Source organism: Gilvimarinus sp. F26214L, assembly GCF_054401055.1.
On sequence record NZ_JBTIYG010000012.1, the window covers coordinates 77,653 to 95,873 of the forward strand.

The 18,221-nt window shown below is 60.6% G+C and carries 14 protein-coding genes; 8 read left to right on the plus strand and 6 right to left on the minus strand.

Features of this window, described 5'->3' with window-relative positions:
- Nucleotides 1-140: 140 nt before the first annotated feature.
- Both ACURWW_RS13520 and ACURWW_RS13525 read right to left on the minus strand, forming a co-directional pair.
- Nucleotides 141-944: a hypothetical protein gene (locus tag ACURWW_RS13520; protein ID WP_445618048.1), complete on the minus strand. Its 804-nt coding sequence runs from the start codon at nt 942-944 to the stop codon at nt 141-143.
- Nucleotides 944-2,194 (minus strand): hypothetical protein, encoded by a 1,251-nt coding sequence (locus ACURWW_RS13525; RefSeq protein ID WP_445618049.1) that lies wholly within the window; start codon nt 2,192-2,194, stop codon nt 944-946. Before ACURWW_RS13525 ends, ACURWW_RS13520 begins: the two co-directional genes overlap by 1 nt.
- A gap of 712 nt (nt 2,195-2,906) precedes the next feature.
- Here ACURWW_RS13525 and ACURWW_RS13530 point away from each other — a divergent pair.
- Entirely contained in the window at nt 2,907-3,377 is a 471-nt protein-coding gene (locus ACURWW_RS13530) for a MarR family winged helix-turn-helix transcriptional regulator (RefSeq protein WP_445618050.1), read from the plus strand.
- A gap of 58 nt (nt 3,378-3,435) precedes the next feature.
- Here the strand turns inward: ACURWW_RS13530 and ACURWW_RS13535 are convergent, their stop codons facing one another.
- Complete coding sequence (locus ACURWW_RS13535; protein WP_445618051.1) at nt 3,436-6,024, minus strand: TonB-dependent receptor plug domain-containing protein; 2,589 nt, start codon at nt 6,022-6,024, stop codon at nt 3,436-3,438.
- Between the two features lie 342 nt (nt 6,025-6,366).
- A complete protein-coding gene (gene dctP, locus ACURWW_RS13540) occupies nt 6,367-7,476 on the minus strand; it encodes a TRAP transporter substrate-binding protein DctP (RefSeq protein WP_445618052.1) in 1,110 nt (369 codons plus the stop codon).
- A gap of 134 nt (nt 7,477-7,610) precedes the next feature.
- On the opposite strand from dctP, the gene ACURWW_RS13545 reads away from it, so the two are divergent.
- Complete coding sequence (locus ACURWW_RS13545) at nt 7,611-8,825, plus strand: CaiB/BaiF CoA transferase family protein (RefSeq protein ID WP_445618053.1); 1,215 nt, start codon at nt 7,611-7,613, stop codon at nt 8,823-8,825.
- Here ACURWW_RS13545 and ACURWW_RS13550 read toward each other — a convergent pair.
- Nucleotides 8,822-10,000 (minus strand): CaiB/BaiF CoA transferase family protein, encoded by a 1,179-nt coding sequence (locus ACURWW_RS13550; protein WP_445618054.1) that lies wholly within the window; start codon nt 9,998-10,000, stop codon nt 8,822-8,824. The genes ACURWW_RS13545 and ACURWW_RS13550 overlap by 4 nt on opposite strands.
- A 249-nt stretch (nt 10,001-10,249) precedes the next feature.
- Between ACURWW_RS13550 and ACURWW_RS13555 the strand changes: the two genes are divergently transcribed.
- From ACURWW_RS13555 to ACURWW_RS13580, 6 genes are read left to right on the plus strand one after another with little or no spacing between them, the layout of a single operon-like run.
- Nucleotides 10,250-10,744 (plus strand): TRAP transporter small permease, encoded by a 495-nt coding sequence (locus ACURWW_RS13555; RefSeq protein WP_445618055.1) that lies wholly within the window; start codon nt 10,250-10,252, stop codon nt 10,742-10,744.
- Nucleotides 10,741-12,042: a TRAP transporter large permease gene (locus ACURWW_RS13560; RefSeq protein ID WP_445618056.1), complete on the plus strand. Its 1,302-nt coding sequence runs from the start codon at nt 10,741-10,743 to the stop codon at nt 12,040-12,042. Before ACURWW_RS13555 ends, ACURWW_RS13560 begins: the two co-directional genes overlap by 4 nt.
- 5 nt (nt 12,043-12,047) lie before the next feature.
- The gene (locus ACURWW_RS13565; protein ID WP_445618057.1) at nt 12,048-13,166 is read left to right on the plus strand and encodes a 2-hydroxyacyl-CoA dehydratase subunit D; all 1,119 of its coding nucleotides are present in this window, start codon (nt 12,048-12,050) and stop codon (nt 13,164-13,166) included.
- A complete protein-coding gene (locus ACURWW_RS13570; protein WP_445618058.1) occupies nt 13,163-14,365 on the plus strand; it encodes a CoA transferase in 1,203 nt (400 codons plus the stop codon). Before ACURWW_RS13565 ends, ACURWW_RS13570 begins: the two co-directional genes overlap by 4 nt.
- Nucleotides 14,365-15,588, plus strand: coding sequence for a CaiB/BaiF CoA transferase family protein (locus tag ACURWW_RS13575; RefSeq protein WP_445618059.1), 1,224 nt, complete (start codon nt 14,365-14,367; stop codon nt 15,586-15,588). The genes ACURWW_RS13570 and ACURWW_RS13575 overlap by 1 nt, the downstream gene beginning before the upstream one ends.
- A gap of 47 nt (nt 15,589-15,635) precedes the next feature.
- Nucleotides 15,636-16,916, plus strand: a complete 1,281-nt coding sequence (locus tag ACURWW_RS13580) for a 2-hydroxyacyl-CoA dehydratase subunit D (RefSeq protein WP_445618060.1) — start codon at nt 15,636-15,638, stop codon at nt 16,914-16,916.
- Between the two features lie 47 nt (nt 16,917-16,963).
- On the opposite strand, the gene ACURWW_RS13585 is transcribed toward ACURWW_RS13580, so the two are convergent.
- Complete coding sequence (locus tag ACURWW_RS13585; RefSeq protein WP_445618061.1) at nt 16,964-18,166, minus strand: cytochrome P450; 1,203 nt, start codon at nt 18,164-18,166, stop codon at nt 16,964-16,966.
- Between the last annotated feature and the right edge of the window lie 55 nt (nt 18,167-18,221).

Below are 18,221 nucleotides of genomic sequence, written 5' to 3' on the forward strand. Positions count from 1 at the left end.
TTCGCTGCTCCCTGTAGTGACCTTCACCAGCAGGGATGCTGGTGAAGAGCCCCCAGGGATGGGTTCACGGCGTGTCACTGCAGGGAGCAGCGGATTCCTGCCATTGCACCGAAAAACCCGTATTCAATCCCACCACGCAACTAATCAACCGAAATGCGAATTTCCACCCGACGCCGGCTCTCTTCATCCAGCCCCGCCGCTCCCGATTGCGAAATAACTTCAGGACTCCCCTTCCATTGAATGTCCGTCTTCACACCGGGGACCAGACGACCGAGGGCCAGTGCCACCTGTTCCGCGCGCGCTTTTGCCAAATCCAGAGATTCACGCAACACGCGGCCCGACACCCCATAAGACTCCGTAGCCGCAAAGCCCAGCACCTCAACCGACGCCGGCTCGCTGGCGCGAATGTACAGTGCCGCCTTCTCAAGGATGATCTCACTGTACTGGTAATTCAGAAACGAAGAATCGAAGTTGAAAAGAATTGTGAACGTGCGATCCTCATACGGCCCCTCCGGGAGCGTGCGCGGAACGCTCAGCGGCTGCATCACCTCCGGCGGCAAAGCGAACTTGCGCCCCGGATAGTTCTCACCGGCAATGATGTACTCCGGGCACCGCTCCGGCAGAACCGACACCCGCACCGGCTCCAGCACCGTCGCGCCGCAGGAATCAGCAGCCAGATCCGAGACAAGCCCCTCCACCAGAATCTGCCGGCCAATCATCGGCTTGCTGCGCGCTCCGCTCACATCGAAGCGTTCGCCGCTTTCCCGGTTCGTGGCCAGCCAGCAGCCGGACTTGGGGCCCGCATCACTGTCCCGATACACCGGGCAGGCAATAAAACGGCGCTCACCCAGGCGCGTGCCCTCCCCTTCTCCCGCATCCTCCGCACTCCCGGGATTGGCAGCGGCAGCCAGCGTCGCAAACAAAATCAGCGCAGTCTTCCTCATTACAGCACACTCATCAGATTGGTCAGATCCTGCTTGTCCTGCTCCGACAACTCCATTCGATAGCGCCGGTCGTAATAGTCCACCAACTCACGAAGGGTCTTCGCCGAGCCGTTGGAGAAATAAGGCGCACGCGCAGCCAGACCGCGCATGGGCTGGATCGTGATTTTGCCAATGTCCTTGCATCGGCCCGTGGTCAGCGCCAGCCCCGGATCGCTGGTATAAACCTCACGGCCCAGATGCGGGTGAGGCGGAAACTCCGCTTTGCAGGTCAGCTTGAACAGCGGAAGATGAGGGGCCGGCTCGGCAAACGGCTCGTTGGTGGTTCCCAGATCCACCTGGCCCGGCGCCACATCCATTCCCGACTTGGTCATGTTGTGGCAGAAGTTGCAGTCGTTGCGCACCGGATTACCGAAGCCCATGTCGGTGATGCCGGCGTTGTCGCGAACCAGAAAAGTCCGATCCCGAAACAATTTAACGCCGCGGGCCACGGACTTGCGGAACTGGCGCTGCTCCCGGGAGAGGTCCGGGAATAGGTCGTGGCCGTCTTCGTCCAGCAGGGGCAGCCAGCTTTCGTACTCGTCCCACATCAGCAGACCGCGCCCGGAATTCAAAACCCCTGCATCGGCAGCCGCCAGATGTTCAGGGCCGCCACGCGCGTTATCACTGAGATCCCCCCCGCGATGATCGAAGGCCTGGGCGGCGAAAACCTGGGTTTCGAATTCCACGATCTTCTCCACCATCGACTCGGCCACCTCGCCCTCGTACTGGAGGTGGGCGCGCATGGCGTCCCGCACCTGCTCCTCCAGCGTCCACACCCGCTGATCCGCCGTAATGTTGCCGCTCATGGGCTCACCGGTGGCGGGATTCAGTGGCAACGGCAGGCCATTCTTGGGCTCGAAGGGAAAGCCCACGGCGGTGATGTACTTCAGGTTGGCCGCCGGGCGCGGGCGCCGGTAAACGGAAATCATGGGCCGGGCACTCTCAAGACCAAAGTCAGCACCGGTGTTGCAGCCGGTGGGATCGCGGACCACTTCGATCGTGAACTGGGGCTCAACAGGCTTTCCGTAGATCGGCTCCGGGGGCCAGGGGCGGAAAATGCGAATCAGGCCGTGTTCCAGCAATAGCGAGTGGGAGGCCGGATCGTCCTGGGGAAGATCGGGGCAGTTCGAGCCATCGACCGCGGCAAACAGCGGGTCCTTGCCATCAGTCGCATCCCATCGCGCCCGGGCGGTTCGCGCAGAGAGACTCATCCCGTCCGCAGGCTGGTGGCAGGTTACACAGGCGCGGCCGTTCGGGCCCAGCGGCTCAAAAAAGGGATGACCCGCTGTACTGACCGGCCCGTCAGCGTTGTATACCCGTAACAGGCCGAATTCGTTGGGGTAATCGGACCGCTCTGGAAATTCATCTCCCTGCCCGGGACTCCACCAGTGATTTGATGCTGCGCCGCTTCGAGCGGCAGGGTTCTCTTCCGCACGACTTTGACAGCCCGAAAGTACAAGAGCCAGGCCAACCAGGCCGACACAGCAGGCAGCGGCGAAAATCCTCGACCCGGCAGGTCGGTCGGCGGATTTGGGGGCGTACCTGAACTTCGGAAGCACGGTTGCCGGACGTCGTATTTTAACCGGTTGACCGGTGTTCTGGATCGATCGTTTCATCCCATACTCTTTGCGCGTCTGCAGTGTATCTGCAGGAAATCATGTCTATAGCATACCCGCTTTTTGTGGCTGCCCGGTCCGCACAAACAAGTCATGCGGTACGAAAAAAGGGGACTCGTTCCCGGTAAACGCTCTTGCGAGGCAAGTTTTACGCTCTCAAGCGCCGACGCAGATGGTTTTTCCGCCGCATCTTGGGGGATAATAACCTTTCCTTACGTTTTTTAGCCTTGCTCCCTGTGCCGGGAGTCCAGTTTCAGCGGGCAAGGCTGACCGACCATTTCAATCTTCTTTGCTGCGGGGCGAGCGAATGAAACCAAAAAAAACGACCGGCACCTCCACACCCGAAATGCCGGAACTCTCCCAGATGCTGGGCCACCACCTGCGCCGCGCCCACCTGAGCCTGTGGCGCCGCTTCAACCAGAAGGTCGGGGATGGCGGTCTGCGGCCCGGTCAGGTGGGCATGCTGTCGGCCATCGACAATAATCCCGGCATCTCCCAGACCGATATTTCTCGGCTTCTGGATCTGGACAAGGCTTCGGTGGTGTCCCTCATGTACCGGCTCGAGAAAGAAGGCCTCGCAACCCGCAAGCAGGCGAAGGAAGACCGCCGTCGACACGAGCTCTTCCTGACCGCCAAGGGCAAACGCAAGGTGAAAACCCTGCGGCGCAACCTGCAGACTCACGAGCAACGGTTCCGTCGCCGCTTCAGCGCCTCGGAATATGCCCAGTTCATCGAGTTTCTTCAGCGGGTCTACCAGGACGAGAAGACCCAGGATTAACCCTGAATAAAAAATGCCGGACCCCCCTGTCCAGCGAAGAGCACACGGCTGACCGAAGTCAGAATTTTTTGCGCAGGGACAAAGCCACAACCCGGCCCACCGGGGTCGCCGCCGTAGGATCATAGCCGCCCCCGCCGTTCACGCCGGGGGCGATATTCACGTAGGGTGGTTCTTCGTCCAGCAGGTTCATCACATCGAGGCCCAGCATCAAACCGTCGGTCCAACCCTCGCCTTCCGGATCGCCCAGGGTCAGCCCGCCTCGCAGATCGAAGGTGTTGAAGGCGCTGACTGTTTCCGGGTTGGATGCGCGGTCGTTTTCATACCCGTTCACATGGTTCCACACCAGCCGTGCCATATAGGGTCCCAGGTTCCAGTCGAGGCTGGTGCGACTCTTGAACGTCAGTGGATTGAAGATCGTGTTACGAAGATCTTCCATGGCGCCGGTTGGCGTGATCGAGACCTCGTAGCTGTCGATGTACATTCCGCCGAAACGCGCGATCATTTCACCCCAGTCTCCCATCGACCAGAGATAGTCGATGGCAAAATCGAGCCCTGTGGTTTCCGAGCGGCCCAGATTGTTGGTACGACCGTCCACGAAAAGGGCGACCGGCGAAGGGGGCACGCCGCGCGCATAGCCCAGACCATCGGCCAACAGGCTCTGCACCATGGCCTCGGCTTCCGCGTCACGCAGAATGATGCCGGTGCCCTGGAAGTCATCTTCCCGACTCAGCACGGAAAGGTCCGCCAGATAGGTTTCGATCTGCCCTTCGTACTCCACGTTGAACCAGGTGAGACTCACACCGAGACCCGGCACTGCCTCCGGCCGGTAATCAAAACCCACGGACCAGGTGGTGGCTTCCTCCGGCTCCAGTTCCAGGTTCCCGCCGGAGAGCGCGACCCCGGGCACCACGGCACCCCCCTGGGTGGGATCGGAGTAAGGTTGCACAAACAACGCGGAGGAGTTTCCGTACAACTGAGAGAACAACGGCGCACGGAATGATGTGCCGTAGCTGGCTCGCACGGTGAGATCATCAACAGGCGACCAGTTGACGCCGTATTTGGGATTGGAGGTGGAGCCCACGTCGCTGTAGTCGTCGGTGCGCGCGGCCACGTTCACTTCCAGGCTTTGAACTCCCGGAAGCGCATTATCCGCGCCCACGATGGGAATCAGCACTTCGCCATAGTAGGAATCCACATCCCGCTCGTAGGTGGGTCGGCGCATGGCGACGCCGGGGCTGCCTCGTTGCACGCCCGGCTCATTGGTTTGCTCCTGGGATTCCAGACCAACGGCCAGTCTCACCATGCCACCGGGCAATTCAAACAGTCCGCCATCCGCACGCAGTTCGTAAGCCAGCAACTCGTTGTAGGTGTCGGCAATAAAGATCTGATTGCTGATAGCCGCGATAACCTCGGGGCTGCTCCGGTTCAAACCGTAAGGATCAAACGCAGTGGCGGGGTCACTGCTCGCCAGGGCTGTGTCCAGGGCGCGGGAATTTATTCCGCGCAGGGACTCGGAGCGCTCGTGCAAATCACCATAGGTCACCAGGCCTTCCAGCAACCAGTCGGCGGGCAGATTCAGCTTGAAACCAGTGGTCAATTCCCAGTTGCGCTGGAAGCCGGTCTGTTCATCTTGCGGCAGGTCATCGATAAAGGAATATTGCACGGTGGTTTCCGTGGCACCCGCCCCCGAGGGATCCACAAAAAACGCGTTACTGGAGGGCACGGTCAGGTTGCCGTCCATGAAGTCCGGATTACGACTGAAATCCCGCTCCGACCAATAGCCATCCACATACAGAGATAGACTTTGCGTGAGATCGAACGTGGAAGTGAAGGCAAAGTTGTCGTACTCCTGCCGCGGCAGCAGATCCTGATGCGCAAGGCTTTCACAACGGTTCACGGTTCCTGCATCCAGGTTCCCCGCTGTGGCAGGAGTAACCCCCTCCTCGGGAATGGCATAGCTGGTCCCGTTCACAACGATATTGCCCGGCGCACAGCGATTCACCCGGTAGTCCGCCGTGGCGGATTGATAGGCTCGAAAATAATCCCGGTCCATGCCGTTCAGACGATCGCGAAGGCCTTTTTCTGCCGCGAGAAATACAGAGCCGCTGTCCCAGGTCGTCCCCCAGGACGCGCCCACCTTGTACTCGTCGTAGTCACTCCCCACACCGCGCCGGGCTACGACTTCCGCGCCATCCACCTCCCGTCGCGTAATCAGATTCACCACACCGGCAACAGCGTCGGAGCCGTACACCGCGGACGAGCCATCCGCCAACACCTCAACCCGCTCCAGAGCCAGGGAGGGGAGAATGGAGGGATCGATAGAGCGCGCGTTGCTGTTCACCCGGTGGCCGTCCACCAGCACCAGGGTGGCATATGGACCAATCCCGCGCAGATTGACCGAGTTCGCCCAGACGATGTTGCCGTTGCCGCCTGATTGGCCGCGGGACGCTTCGGACACGCCCAGATCGAAAACCTGGGGCAGTTCCTTGATCATCTGATCAACGGAGATGGCCGCCGAGTTGGCGATGTAGTCCCGATCCAGATCGATCACCGGCGAACCCACCGGAGCTTCCACCCCGCGCATACGCGACCCGGTTACAACCACCTCCTCGATGGCCTCGGAATTTTGTGATTGGGCAACGGACATCGACGACCACGAACTCGCGACACCGATCGCCGCGGCCAGGGTAATGCAATAGGTTGAGGTTGAGGGTGAGGTTGAGGTTGAGGTCGAGCGCTTGCGTGGCATAAATCCCCCTTTTGCTCTGACTGGCCACAACCTCGCGGGCTACTTCGGGCCACCGGTTTATTATTTGTTTGTTATACAAACTATTTGCAGAGCGAATTATTACGCTGGTTTGCGCGGAAAATCAAGAGACTTTACAAGACGGCGGACGAGAGGCAGAAGCCGAGAGAGGAGAAGCGAGAGACCGGAGACAGGTGGCGGGATATGGGGCGGGTACGGTCGAGGGGCCGCGGGCCGGCATCCCTAGGGGCAGTTCAGCTCGTGCCCGTTATTAAACCTTTGAATCAAGTGACTGACGCGGTCGAGAATCGCCACACCATTGATGCCGTACTTGCTGAGGCCGTGGGCGTCGCGACGGGCGATGTCGTTGTAAACCGCATCGAAGTGCTGCTGGACGGCGTCGTCCGGTGTGACGGTTTTCACGCCCTTTTCCAGACCGTAATCCACGGCCACCGCGTTGCCCTGGAGCACATAGTGCGCAATGCGCTGCTCCCAGTAGCGGCCGCTGTCCCTCAGCAACTGCTGCAAGTCGGGAGGCAGTTGTTTCCAGCTCCGATCCGAGATTGCGCGGGAAGGATAGGCGCCCCGGTGCATGGCCAGACGAAGGAGGTAGCGGCCAATCTCCGCGAAATGCATGGACAGCAAAGTGTCCTCGGGAGTCAGCACCCCGTCGATAATTCCTTTTGAAAATGCCGGATACACGTCGCCCATGGGCAACATTACCGGGTCGCCGCCCAGGGCGTAAACCACCGGCACCAGCGCTGTGGGTGCGCGCAGGCGCAGACCTGCCAGATCCTCCAGAGTCTGGATCGGTCGATCCCGGGTCAACAGATAGGATGGTGTACCCCCCTGCACCGCCAGGATCTTCATGCCTTCCAACTCCTCGCCGAACACGGGGAAGTCCCGCATCAGACAATGGAAAACTTCCACCTGGGTCTCGATCTCGTGGGCGCCCGCGTAAAAGCCCGTTTGCACCCGTGTGGCGTGCATGCCCGCGTGCATGTAAATGGGAGTAATCATGGCCACGTCCGTAACCCCGTGGCGCAACTCGAATACGTTTTGGCTGCTGGAGATCAGCGTGCCCGACCAGAACGGACTCACCTTAAGACGCCCTTCGCTCTTGTTCTCCACATAGCGAATCCAGTCCCAGTCCGCCTGGCTGAAGGTATGGGTGGGGCTCAGCGCGGAGCCATAGCTAAGGTGGTAAATGGATTCGCCGTCGCGCTCCTCCACGCGAAGAGCCTGGGCCTGCAGGGGAAGCAGCCCGGCCCCAAGCACGCCAGTACCAAACACAAGGATAACGAGCCCGGACAGAAAGTTGGATGGGCGAACACGGAGATTGCAGGTCCACATGCGCTGATCACCTCGTTGTTATATTTTTTCCCAGATTACCACGCTGCGGCCCGAGAAAACAGTTTGCACTACAAACTATTCGATCTTAGACTTCAGCTCCGTTGCCCGTCCATTCCAATCCACAGGGGTTCAAGATGCACAGAAGCGCGCCTCTTTCCGGCATTACGGTCGTTGATTTCAGCCACGTCATGGCCGGTCCATTCTGCACTCATACCCTGGTCACTCTCGGCGCCCGGGTTATCAAAGTCGAACGAGCCGGAGAGGGAGATGTGATGCGGCATTACGATACGCGCCCCGAATTCAAAGACTGCGCACCGCCGTTTATCGCCGTCAACGCCGGCAAGGAGTCCATTGCGTTGGACCTGAAAAACCCCTCTGCGCGGGAGGTCGCGCGCAAGTTGATCCGCAACGCCGATGTGGTGGTGGAGAACTTCCGCCCGGGCGTTATGGCGCGACTAGGCCTCGGCTTCGAGGAGTGCCAAAAGGAGAACGAGAAAATCATTTATTGCTCCGTGTCCGGCTTCGGCCAGCGGGGCCCGTTGCGGGACAACCCCGCTTACGATCACGTGGTCCAGGCCATGTCCGGGGTCATGTCGCTCACGGGTGAGCCGGGCAGCAAACCCATGAAGGTGGGCTTTCCCGTGCTGGACACTTTCGCGGGCTACACCGCCGCCACAGCCATCATTACCGCCCTCCTCCAGCGGGAACGTCAGGGGACCGGGGAGTACATTGATGTGGCCATGCTGGACGCCTCCCTCAACCTGATGATCTCCATGGTGGCTCCCTGGCTGATTGCGGGGGACGTGCCGAAAAAAGTGGGCAACCGCGGTTTCAACATGAGCCCCACGTCGGACACCTTCCGCACGGGGGATGGGGACATCGCCATCGGCGCCAACACCCAACGCCAGTATGAAGCCCTCTGTGGTGCCCTGGGGCGGGAAGACCTGGTGGATGACCTGCGGTTTTGCACTCGCGAACTGCGTATCGAGAACGAAAATGCGCTGCGCGAGGAGATTGAGAGAACCACGGCCCAACGCTCCGCGGTGGAATGGGAAGTCTTGTTCAACCAGGTGAGTGTGCCCTCGGCGGCCATTCGCAGCGTGCCGGACATTACCGCCCACCCCCATCTGCAGGAACGGCACTTGAAGATTCCCATTGCCGGCGGAGGCGGAGAGCCCCGCAGCCACACTCTGGGGCCCGGCTTCGACCTCGGGAGTTGGGCGCGGAAAGAACTGGCCGACGCACCGGCCATAGGCGAGCACACGAGCGCGCTGCTCTCAGCCCTGGGCTACTCGAGCGAGGATATTCGCCGACTGGAAGCGGACGGCGCGGTTCAGAGCGCCTGCTAGCGATCTGCCAGCAAGCTGCCGATTTCCTCGCTGCTGAAGCCGAACTCTTCCAGAATCGCTACGCTGTCCTCGCCCGGCATTGGCGCCAGGCGACGAACCGCTCCCGGTGTCTTGGACAGCTTGATGGCGGGGCCGATCTGGGTGACGGGAACCCCGTCTTCGTCCGGGTATTCGTTTACGGTGCCCCGCGCCCGGGCATGTTCGTCGCCGAGGGCTTCGTCCAGCGTATAGGCGGGGGCAACCTGGGTACCCGCCTCGGCCAGCAGGGCACACCATTCGTCGCGATTACGGCTGAGAAACAAAGCACCCAGTTCGCACTGCAGATAGTCCTGCTGCTGCGCGTCGAATTGCAGGGGAATCAATTCCGGGCGCTGCACCGCCCTGCAGAATTTCTCCCAGTACGCGGGCTCCAGATCCGTTGTGCAGACATAACCGCCGTCCGCCGCCTGCCAGAGCCCCATGTTACCGCCGCTCCATTGCAGGGGCGGCTCCCGCCCATCCACCAGGTAGCGCTGCATGACCGAAGTCATCAGCCCCAGCGCGCAGTCGGACATGGCCACGTCCACCAATTGCCCCTCTCCACTTTGATCCCGCGCCCGCAGCGCCAGCAGAATGCCGATCACCGCCTGGAACCCCGTGGACATATCGCCCACCGGCAATCCCGGTATCGCCGGCGTGCCTTCATCGCCAAAGCGCCCCAGAGCGCCCGCCAGAGCCAGTGCAATCGGATCGTGACCCGGGGCTTCCCGCCGGGGGCCCGTCTGACCGCACAGGGAAACCGCGCAGTACACCAGCCCCGCGTTCAGGGCCGTGGCGTCCTGATAACCGAGGCCCATGGATTCCATGACCCCCGGACGATAATCGTGAATCACCACGTCGCAATCCGCCAGCATGCGCCGCGCTGCCGCGCGGGCCGTTTCGTCCCGCAGATTCAACAGCAGCGAGCGCTTGTTGCGGCTCACCTGCTCGCGCCGTTTCAGGCGGCGCATCTCCGCCGGACTGAGGCGTTCGCGACCAAAGATCTTCGCTTGCTTGGCCACCTCCCCCGGTTGCTCGATGCGAATGACATCGGCCCCGAAGTCCGCCAGCATCATGGCGCAGAACGGAGCGGGTAGAAAACGGGAGAAATCCAGCACACGAATGCCCTGGAGTGCCATCGATTCAGTAGCGGACATGGACCAGCCCCCAAAGACGATGTGCCGATTCCGAGTGGGCTCGTTGACTTGGAAAGCGGCACGTGGTTACACTTAAATCGTTTGTATTACAAACTAATAAGGTGCGACTATAGCAGCGTCGTCGGACGCGGCCAAGAGGCCCGGCAGTGCGGCAACACACAAAGAACATAACGGAAGAGAACCCCAAGGTGTTCGGAATCCATATCTTCTGAATCGACCCAAGCGGCCATCCACAGGAGGAACAAGAGCATGCCCCAATCGGCTCCGCAATATGAACCGGGAAACATTGCGCTACCTGTCGCCATGGTGAGGGGTATCGGCGCACTGGCATTGTTTGCTGCCCTGCTGGTAATTTCGGTTAGCGTCCTGGGCCGGCATCTGAACCTGCCCCTACCGGGTTCCGTTGAGGTGGTTGAGTTGCTTTTCGTGCTGGTGGCGGCCAGCGCCATGCTCTACGCAACTGTGGAACGCAGCCACGCCGCCGCGCGCCTCATTCTGGATCGCCTGCCGCCAGGGCCCAGGGCCGTGGTGGAAAAACTGGGGATTCTGTTTGGCATTGTTCTCTGGGTGGCGATTACGGTTGGCAACCTCTGGCTGCTCTATGACGTCTGGACTCTGCACGAAGCCAGTCCCTTGCTGGGCATCCCGATTGTGCCCTTCCGGATGATTTTCACTGGGGCAACGGCCGTGACCCTGCTGGTGCTCGCCGGGCAACTGCGCACGAAAGCGGAGACAGGACGATGATTGGCCCGGAGCTGATCGGGGTCGGGGGTTTTGTTGTCCTGCTGGTTCTGCTGGCCGGGGGTATGCCCATCGGCTTTGCCCTGGGCACGGTGGGTTTCGGAGGCCTGTGCCTGCTGCTCTCGCCGGAAGCGGCCCTCATCAAGTCCGGCGTCATCAGCTTTCAGATCGCCTCCCACTACGAGCTCGGGGTCTTACCCCTGTTTCTGCTGATGGCTCACGTCTGCTTTGCTACTGGAGCGAGTCGGGATTTTTTCGATGCGGCCGCAAAATTCTGGGGGCACCACCGGGGCGGTCTGGCCATGGCCTCGGTGGGCGGCTGTGCGGGATTTGGCGCGGTCAGCGGGTCCAGCCTGGCCACTGCTGCCACCATGGGCATGGTGGCCATTCCGGAAATGCGTAAACACCAGTACGCCCCCGGCCTGGCCGCGGGCTGCGTGGCCGCAGGCGGCACCGTCGGCAGCCTTATTCCGCCCAGCGGCATGCTCATCGTATACGGGATTCTCACCGAGCAATCCATCGGCAAGCTCTTCGCTGCCGGAGTGATCCCGGGAGTTTTACAGGCGGTGTTCTATCTGATCACCATTGTGCTTCTCTGCCGCTGGAAGCCCAACCTGGGCCCGGCCGTGACACGTGTTCCCTGGGGGGAACGCTGGGCGGCACTGAAAAAGATTGGCGATATTGCCGTACTGATCGCCCTGGTTATCGGCGGCCTCCTGATCGGCTGGTTCACCCCCACCGAATCGGGCGCCGTGGGCGCCTTCGGCGCGATCGCCATCGGCCTGCTTCGTGGGCGCCTCAATCGGGACGGGTTACAGCGGGCGCTCATCGATACCCTGCGAACGGCGGGCATGCTCTATGTGATCATCATCGGGGCCTTCATTTTCAGCACCTTTATCGCAGCCTCACAGGTGGCCACCAGCCTCTCCGCCGTAATGCTGGACGGCCACACATCCCAACTGGCCATTGTGCTCAGCATTCTCGCGGTATTTTTCTTCCTGGGCATGTTCCTCGATGCCATGGCCATGATGGCGCTGACCATTCCCGTCTTTTTTCCCATCGTTCAGGCGGCGGGGATCAACGGGATCTGGTTCGGCATCATCCTCGTGCGAGCCATGGAGATTGGCCTGATTACGCCTCCCGTGGGGATGAATGCTTTTGTCATTCACGGTATCGGCAAGGACATTTCCCTGAAAACCATCTTCGGTGGGATCGTTCCGTTCCTGATCGCGGATTTCACCCACCTGGCCCTGCTCGTCGCGGTACCCGTACTGGTACTGGTGCTGCCCAACCTGATGTGAACACGATGACAATTTCAGCTATCCAGGACCTTACCGCCATCAGCCAGGATCCAGCGCAGTCAGCGCGCGGCTGGAAGGCGCACGGCCGACCGGTGGTTGGCTACCTCTCCAACAACGTGCCGTTGGAGATCATTCACGCCGCGGGCATGCTCCCTTTTCACCTGCAGGGCGACCCGCAGCAGGAACCGGCCCTCGCCAATGAGTACATGGAGCCGGCTTTTGATCCGGTCACCCGCTCCGTTTTCAATCGCCTGTTGGCGGGCGAGTACGACTTTCTGGATCTGATCGTCCTGCCCCGCAGCAACGATGCCCACCAGCGTCTGTACTACTATTTGTGCGAGATGAAACGGGCCCATTCCCGATTTCCACTGCCACCGGTTTTTCTGGTGGACATCCTCCACTCGCCGCGGGAAAGCACTGCGGCCCACAACCGAAAAAAAATCACAGAATTTGCCCGCTTCCTGGAGGATCAGAGCGGAACAACCCTGGACGATGCCGCTCTCGCCCGGGCCATCGAGCAATACAACTGCGCCCGGCACCGCCTGAATTCCATTACGCAGCTACGTGCAGAGGCCTCCGTACACCTCTCTTCCACGCTGGTGCACCAACTCTATACCGCAGCCCGTTCCATCGCCATCACGGACTTCAACTCGCTTGTCGAGACCCTTCCGACCGAGTTGCCACACGGTGAAGGGGCGAAAAACCAGACGCCCATCGTGCTCGCCGGCAATGGTCCCGACCACCCCGGGTTGCACACCCTGATTGACGATCTTGGCGGCCGCGTGGCAGGTGACTACCACAGTCTGGGCAACCATTTCCTGGCAGGACGGGTGGACGAGAACCTCGATCCCATGGAAGCCCTGAGCCGGTACTACGGAAAGACCCGCAGCAGCCGGACTTTCATGGACGCGGAGGACCTGATCACCTTTGCACGACAGCAGAGCGCGGCAGGCATTCTGTTTTTCTACATGCACCGGGAAGAGGCCCTCACCTGGCACTACCCCCGTCAGCGGGATGCTGCGCAGTCGGCTGGTCTGAAAACCCTGCTACTGAGCGAGCAGGATTACGATTTGAACACGGAAGCGATTCGCCCATTGCTGGAGGAGTTTCTCAATCAATCATGAACGGTCCAACTGACAACACAGGCATGTTGAGCGGCTACCGGGTTCTCGACCTGAGCGACCATCGGGCTTTTGCCTGCGCAAAATTCCTGGCGTCCCTGGGGGCGGAAGTCATTCGCATCGATCCCCCATCCAGCCGCCCCAATCAGGGCTGGCGCCTGCGTAACATGGGAAAGCAAAGTATCACCTTGAACCTCGATGCTGAAACTGGCCGCGCTTATTTTCAGGAGCTGGTCAGGCAATCCCATTTCGTGGTGGAAAGCTTCACGCCCGGTTATCTGGCAGAGCGGCACCTGGACTACGCCCGCCTGGAACAGATCAACCCGCAAGTGATCTGGGTTTCCATCACGCCCTTCGGCCAGAGCGGTCCCTTCAGCCAATACAAGGGCGGCGAACTGGTGGCTTCAGCCATGGGCGGGACCCTGGACACCTGCGGCTACCCGGATGAGACTCCGGTGCTGGAAGCCCGGGATGCCTGCTGCTTCCACGCCACCGCCGCCGCATCGCTCGGCGCCTTGCTCGCCCACCGTGAGCGGGGCATTTCGGGGCGCGGCCAGCATGTGGACTGCTCGATCCAGGAGGTGGCCGCCAGCCGCAACACCAGCAACCTGCTCGCGTGGCAGTTCGACCGGCGCAAGTTGCTCCGCGCCGGAGACAAAGTGCGATTCGGCCGGGCCACGGTCCGAGTTGTCTGGGAACTGGCAGACGGTTACTGCTTCCACAGCCTCATGACCGGAAAATTCGGAGCGCCTGCCAACGCGGCCTTGTCGGCCTGGATGAGTGAAGAAGGGTTCGCCAACCCCATGGCAAAGGTGGACTGGGAACGCTACGACCGCAGCAGCCTGGCACCGGAAACGCGACTGGAGTGGGAAGCGGCCATGGATGCATTCTTCAACAGCAAAACCAAGGACGACATTCGTACCGAAGGCGCAAAGCGCGGCATCCGCGCGACGGTCGCCAACTCGCCGGACGACGTTCTCAAAGACCAGCACCTGCGCAGCCGGGAGTTTCTCCAGCCCGTTGCACTGGCATCGGGTGTGACCCTCGAGCAGCCGGATTATTTCGTACGCCTGAGCGAAGGCCATTACCGGATGCCACATGTAATTCCCACGCTGGGCGGCCACAACCACGAGGTCTACAGCCGGCTGCTGGGCCTGAGCGTTGATGAACTGAAGCAACAACAAGCTGCGGGAGTACTGTAATGACTGCGAATTCCCCTCTGACCGGTGTCAAGGTTCTGGATTTTGCCTGGGCTTTGGTGGGCTCGCTCACCACAAAGTTGCTGGCCGATCACGGTGCCCGGGTGGTAAAGGTGGAGTCGGCTTTGCGGCCCTGCCTGAGTCGCATCGACAACCAGGTCAGCGCCTCCAGGCCCGGTAACCTGGACGACAAACCGTGGTTCAGCCATTTCAACAGTTCCAAGCTCAGTCTGCAGCTCAACATGAAACATCCGCGCATGCGGGAAGTGATCGACCCGCTCATCGAATGGGCGGATGTGATCGTGGAGAATTTTTCTCCCGGCACCATGGAAAAACTCGGGCTGGATTACGCCACCATCAGGGAGCGCCGACCGGACATCATCATGGTAAGCGGCAGTGTGTTCGGTCAGACGGGACCCTACGCCAAAAACTGGGGCGTGGACGGCACGGGCGCCGCACTGTCCGGCCGAATCTATCTGACCGGCTGGCCCGACCGCAACCCGGTAACACCTTCGGTACCTTATGGCGATGTGGTGCTCCCCTATTACATGGCCGCGACAGTATCCGCCGCACTGGACACCAAACGACGCACGGGTGCCGGCCAGTACATCGATGCCAGCATGTACGAGGTCTGTGTTCAGCAGATGGCGGACGCTCTGACGGATACCCAACTCACCGGTGAAGTGCCCCGTCGGGAAGGAAACCGATCACCGGACGTATTGTTTCAAGGAGTATTCCCCTGCCGCGCCGAGGGCGACGAACAGAAGTGGATCGCCATGTCGATGGAAACTGAGCAGGACTGGGCGCGCTTCGTTGCGGTGCTTCCGGATGAGCACTGGCCAGCCGCTGAGGACGTCCCCATGCTGTCGGACAGTGAACTGAACCAACTGGAGGAGCGCATACGGGAATGGACCAGGCCCCAGGAGCGCTACGCTCTGATGGAGCGCCTGCAGGACAGCGGAATCGCCGCGGGAGTCGTACAGGACATTGCCGACACCTTCGAGCGGGATCCGCAGCTGCGGCACCGCAACTACCTGACGGAACTGGATCATCCGCACCTGGGTCGCTTCGGCCACCAGACTCCGCCCTTCAAACTGTCCCGCACTCCCGCGCAGGTGCGCCTCGCTCCCGCCATGGGCGAACACAACGAACAAGTGTGCCGCGACCTTCTGGGTATGAGCGCGCAAGACTATGCGAACCTCAAAGCAGCCGACGTTTTCGTATGATCCGCGTGGCTCGCCTGAGCCGCGCGAGTGATTGACCTGGAGCCAGTATGTCGAACTCTTCCTCTCTCCGCAGCCGCAAGGATCTGAGCTGCACGGCCGATGCCCAGCGCTTTCAGAAAGCCTTTGGCCTGGATCTGAAACGCCGCGTGGTGGAAAACGGCGAGCCCTTTGCCATCGTGCAGGCTGACACGCCCCACGAAATATTCCACGTGATGGACATTCCCATTGTTACCAATCAGTGGTGGTCCGCCTACATCTCGGCCAAGCGCTTGTCCGAGCGCTACGTGAACGTGTTGGCGGAACACGGCTTTCCACAGGACAGTTGCAAGTACTGTTCTCTGGGCCTGGGCTGCACCCTGGACAACGACCCCGCCACCGCGCCCTGGGGTGGACTGCCGAAGCCCACGGTGCTGGTGGCACGAATGACCTGCGACTGCATTCAGCAGGTTTTTTCCCTGTGGGCGGACGCGCTGGGCGCCCCGTTTTATCCGCTGGAAGCTCCCGGCTGGACCGAGAAGGTCCCCAACTGGTGGGAATTGGCCGCCGAGGATTGGGAGACGGTTTACCAGTCGGATCGGCTCGATCTGATGGTGGAGGAGATGAAAGGCCTGATCAGTCTGCTGGAGCGGCAGACCGGACGCCGCTTCGACGAGAATAAACTGCTGGCCCTGATGCACAGAATCAACGAGCAGGAATCCACACTGGGTGAAGCGGCCCGCCTGGCAGTGGAAACGGTTCCCTGTCCCGTAACAATTGTGGATCAGATGCCCAATACCATGATTCCCCAGTGGCACCGGGGCTCGGACTGGGCGGTGGACCATGTGAAGCGATTCCGCGATGAGATCCGTGAACGGGTGGACCAGGGGCTGGCCGCGTGCGCGAACGAGCGGGTTCGCATGATGTGGATCGGTGCCGGCCTCTGGCACGACTCAAGTTTTTACCAGGCGTTGGAGGATCGCTTCGGGGCCGTATTTGTCTGGTCCATGTACCTGCCCTTCGCGAACTATGCCTATCCCCGTTACAAACTGGACGATCCGTTGCGCGCGCTGGCCAGCCGCATCGCCGGAATGAACGAAGTGCTGCACCTTCCCCCCTGGATGAATGAGTGGATGGTCCACGAGGCCAAGCGCGCAAAAATTGACGCGGTCATGATGTTGATGCCCGAAGGCGCGCGACTTTCGCAAAGTGGCTCTCTGTTTACCAAGAAGGCTTTCGAGGATGCGGGCATTCCCGTTATCGATCTATGGGCCGACATGGTGGACTCCAGTGATTGGGACCACGACCGAATGGTGAGCTACGTCGGTGAATTTCTCGACAAGAACTTCTGAAGAGATTGTGCCGGCCCCGGGCATGTGGCACCGGGGGCCGATCTCATTCAGGCTGCAACCACCTTCAGGGGCACAGCCAGAGTGCCCCACTCCGGCCAGCGTGTCATCTTCACTTCGCCAGCCAACTCGATTTTCTTCGTTCTGCTCAGAAACTCTTCCAGAGTGACCTGCAACATCAGGCGGGCAAGGGGCTCACCAGCGCAGCGGTGTGGGCCCAGGCCGAATGCCACGTGATCCTTGATGTTGGGCCGATTGAGAATGAACTTGTCGCCGTCGGGAAATACGGCTTCATCGCGATTGGCCGAGGCGTAGACCAGCGCAATGGGCTCGTTCTTCTTGATCAGCCGTCCGCCAATCTCCACATCCTTTCGTGCCGTTCGGGCGAAGCCCCGATAGGGGGTAAAAAGCCGCAGATACTCTTCGATGGCGGCGGGAATCAGCTCCGGCTCCGCGCGCAGCTGATCCTGGAGGTCCGGGTTTTCGCAGAGATGATGGAGCATGGTGCCAATGAACACGCTCGGGGCAATCATGCCCACGACAATCATCTGCCGAATAGTGCCGAGAACCATGGCGTCCGGTAACGGCTCGCCTTCGTAGGTTTTTGCGAGCAAGGCAGAGGTGATGTCGTTCTTCGGATCCCGGGGATTGGCCTTGCGCTCCTCGATAATGTCCCGGGCAATGGCATAGAGCTGCAGGCTCGTCTCCTTAACCAGCTCGTCGTTCGCTTCCTGCAGCGCCTTGTCGTAAACACAGGTCGTTTCCTTGATGCGCATGGACAGTTCTTTCGACAGGCCGAAAAATTCAGCGAACAGATAGCCTGGATATTTGTGAGTAAAATCCTGGCAGATGTCCCCGCCACCCGCATCGACGTAGGGCTGCAACAGGCTCACGGTCACTTCACGTAAAGTGGGCAGGAAGGCTTCCATCCGGCTTCGCTTGAAGAACGGATTCAGCGCCTGCCGGTAGGGAGTGTGTTCAGGCGGATCCAGGTGCAGTGGCGGACGACGGCCGGTAAACGCCACCTTCGGCACCACGTTCTGAACGGACGTGATATAGGTCTGGTGATCGCGCAATACGTCCACCACGTCCTGATAACGGAGCAGCGCCCAGAAGCCGTTCCATTCGTTACTGTGCGCGACCGGGCATTGACTGCGCATCCCGGAGTAAAGCGCGTGTGCGCTATTGAAGTCTTCGCGAGCCAGTGGATCGAAATCATCCGTGAGTTCACGGTTTCCCGCATTGTCGGTCATAACTGTCACCTATCCGGTTCCGGTACCGCAAAAACGGTTACCTGAAAAAATGAAT

Coding starts and splice junctions, on each gene's coding strand:
- dctP (WP_445618052.1), bottom strand. CDS start 7,476: ATGTGGACCTGCAATCTCCGTGTTCGCCCATCCAACTTTCTGTCCGGG.
- ACURWW_RS13550 (WP_445618054.1), bottom strand. CDS start 10,000: ATGTCCGCTACTGAATCGATGGCACTCCAGGGCATTCGTGTGCTGGAT.
- ACURWW_RS13575 (WP_445618059.1), top strand. CDS start 14,365: ATGACTGCGAATTCCCCTCTGACCGGTGTCAAGGTTCTGGATTTTGCC.
- ACURWW_RS13580 (WP_445618060.1), top strand. CDS start 15,636: ATGTCGAACTCTTCCTCTCTCCGCAGCCGCAAGGATCTGAGCTGCACG.
- ACURWW_RS13570 (WP_445618058.1), top strand. CDS start 13,163: ATGAACGGTCCAACTGACAACACAGGCATGTTGAGCGGCTACCGGGTT.
- ACURWW_RS13530 (WP_445618050.1), top strand. CDS start 2,907: ATGAAACCAAAAAAAACGACCGGCACCTCCACACCCGAAATGCCGGAA.
- ACURWW_RS13565 (WP_445618057.1), top strand. CDS start 12,048: ATGACAATTTCAGCTATCCAGGACCTTACCGCCATCAGCCAGGATCCA.
- ACURWW_RS13525 (WP_445618049.1), bottom strand. CDS start 2,194: ATGAGTCTCTCTGCGCGAACCGCCCGGGCGCGATGGGATGCGACTGAT.
- ACURWW_RS13560 (WP_445618056.1), top strand. CDS start 10,741: ATGATTGGCCCGGAGCTGATCGGGGTCGGGGGTTTTGTTGTCCTGCTG.
- ACURWW_RS13535 (WP_445618051.1), bottom strand. CDS start 6,024: ATGTCCGTTGCCCAATCACAAAATTCCGAGGCCATCGAGGAGGTGGTT.
- ACURWW_RS13520 (WP_445618048.1), bottom strand. CDS start 944: ATGAGGAAGACTGCGCTGATTTTGTTTGCGACGCTGGCTGCCGCTGCC.
- ACURWW_RS13585 (WP_445618061.1), bottom strand. CDS start 18,166: ATGACCGACAATGCGGGAAACCGTGAACTCACGGATGATTTCGATCCA.
- ACURWW_RS13555 (WP_445618055.1), top strand. CDS start 10,250: ATGCCCCAATCGGCTCCGCAATATGAACCGGGAAACATTGCGCTACCT.
- ACURWW_RS13545 (WP_445618053.1), top strand. CDS start 7,611: ATGCACAGAAGCGCGCCTCTTTCCGGCATTACGGTCGTTGATTTCAGC.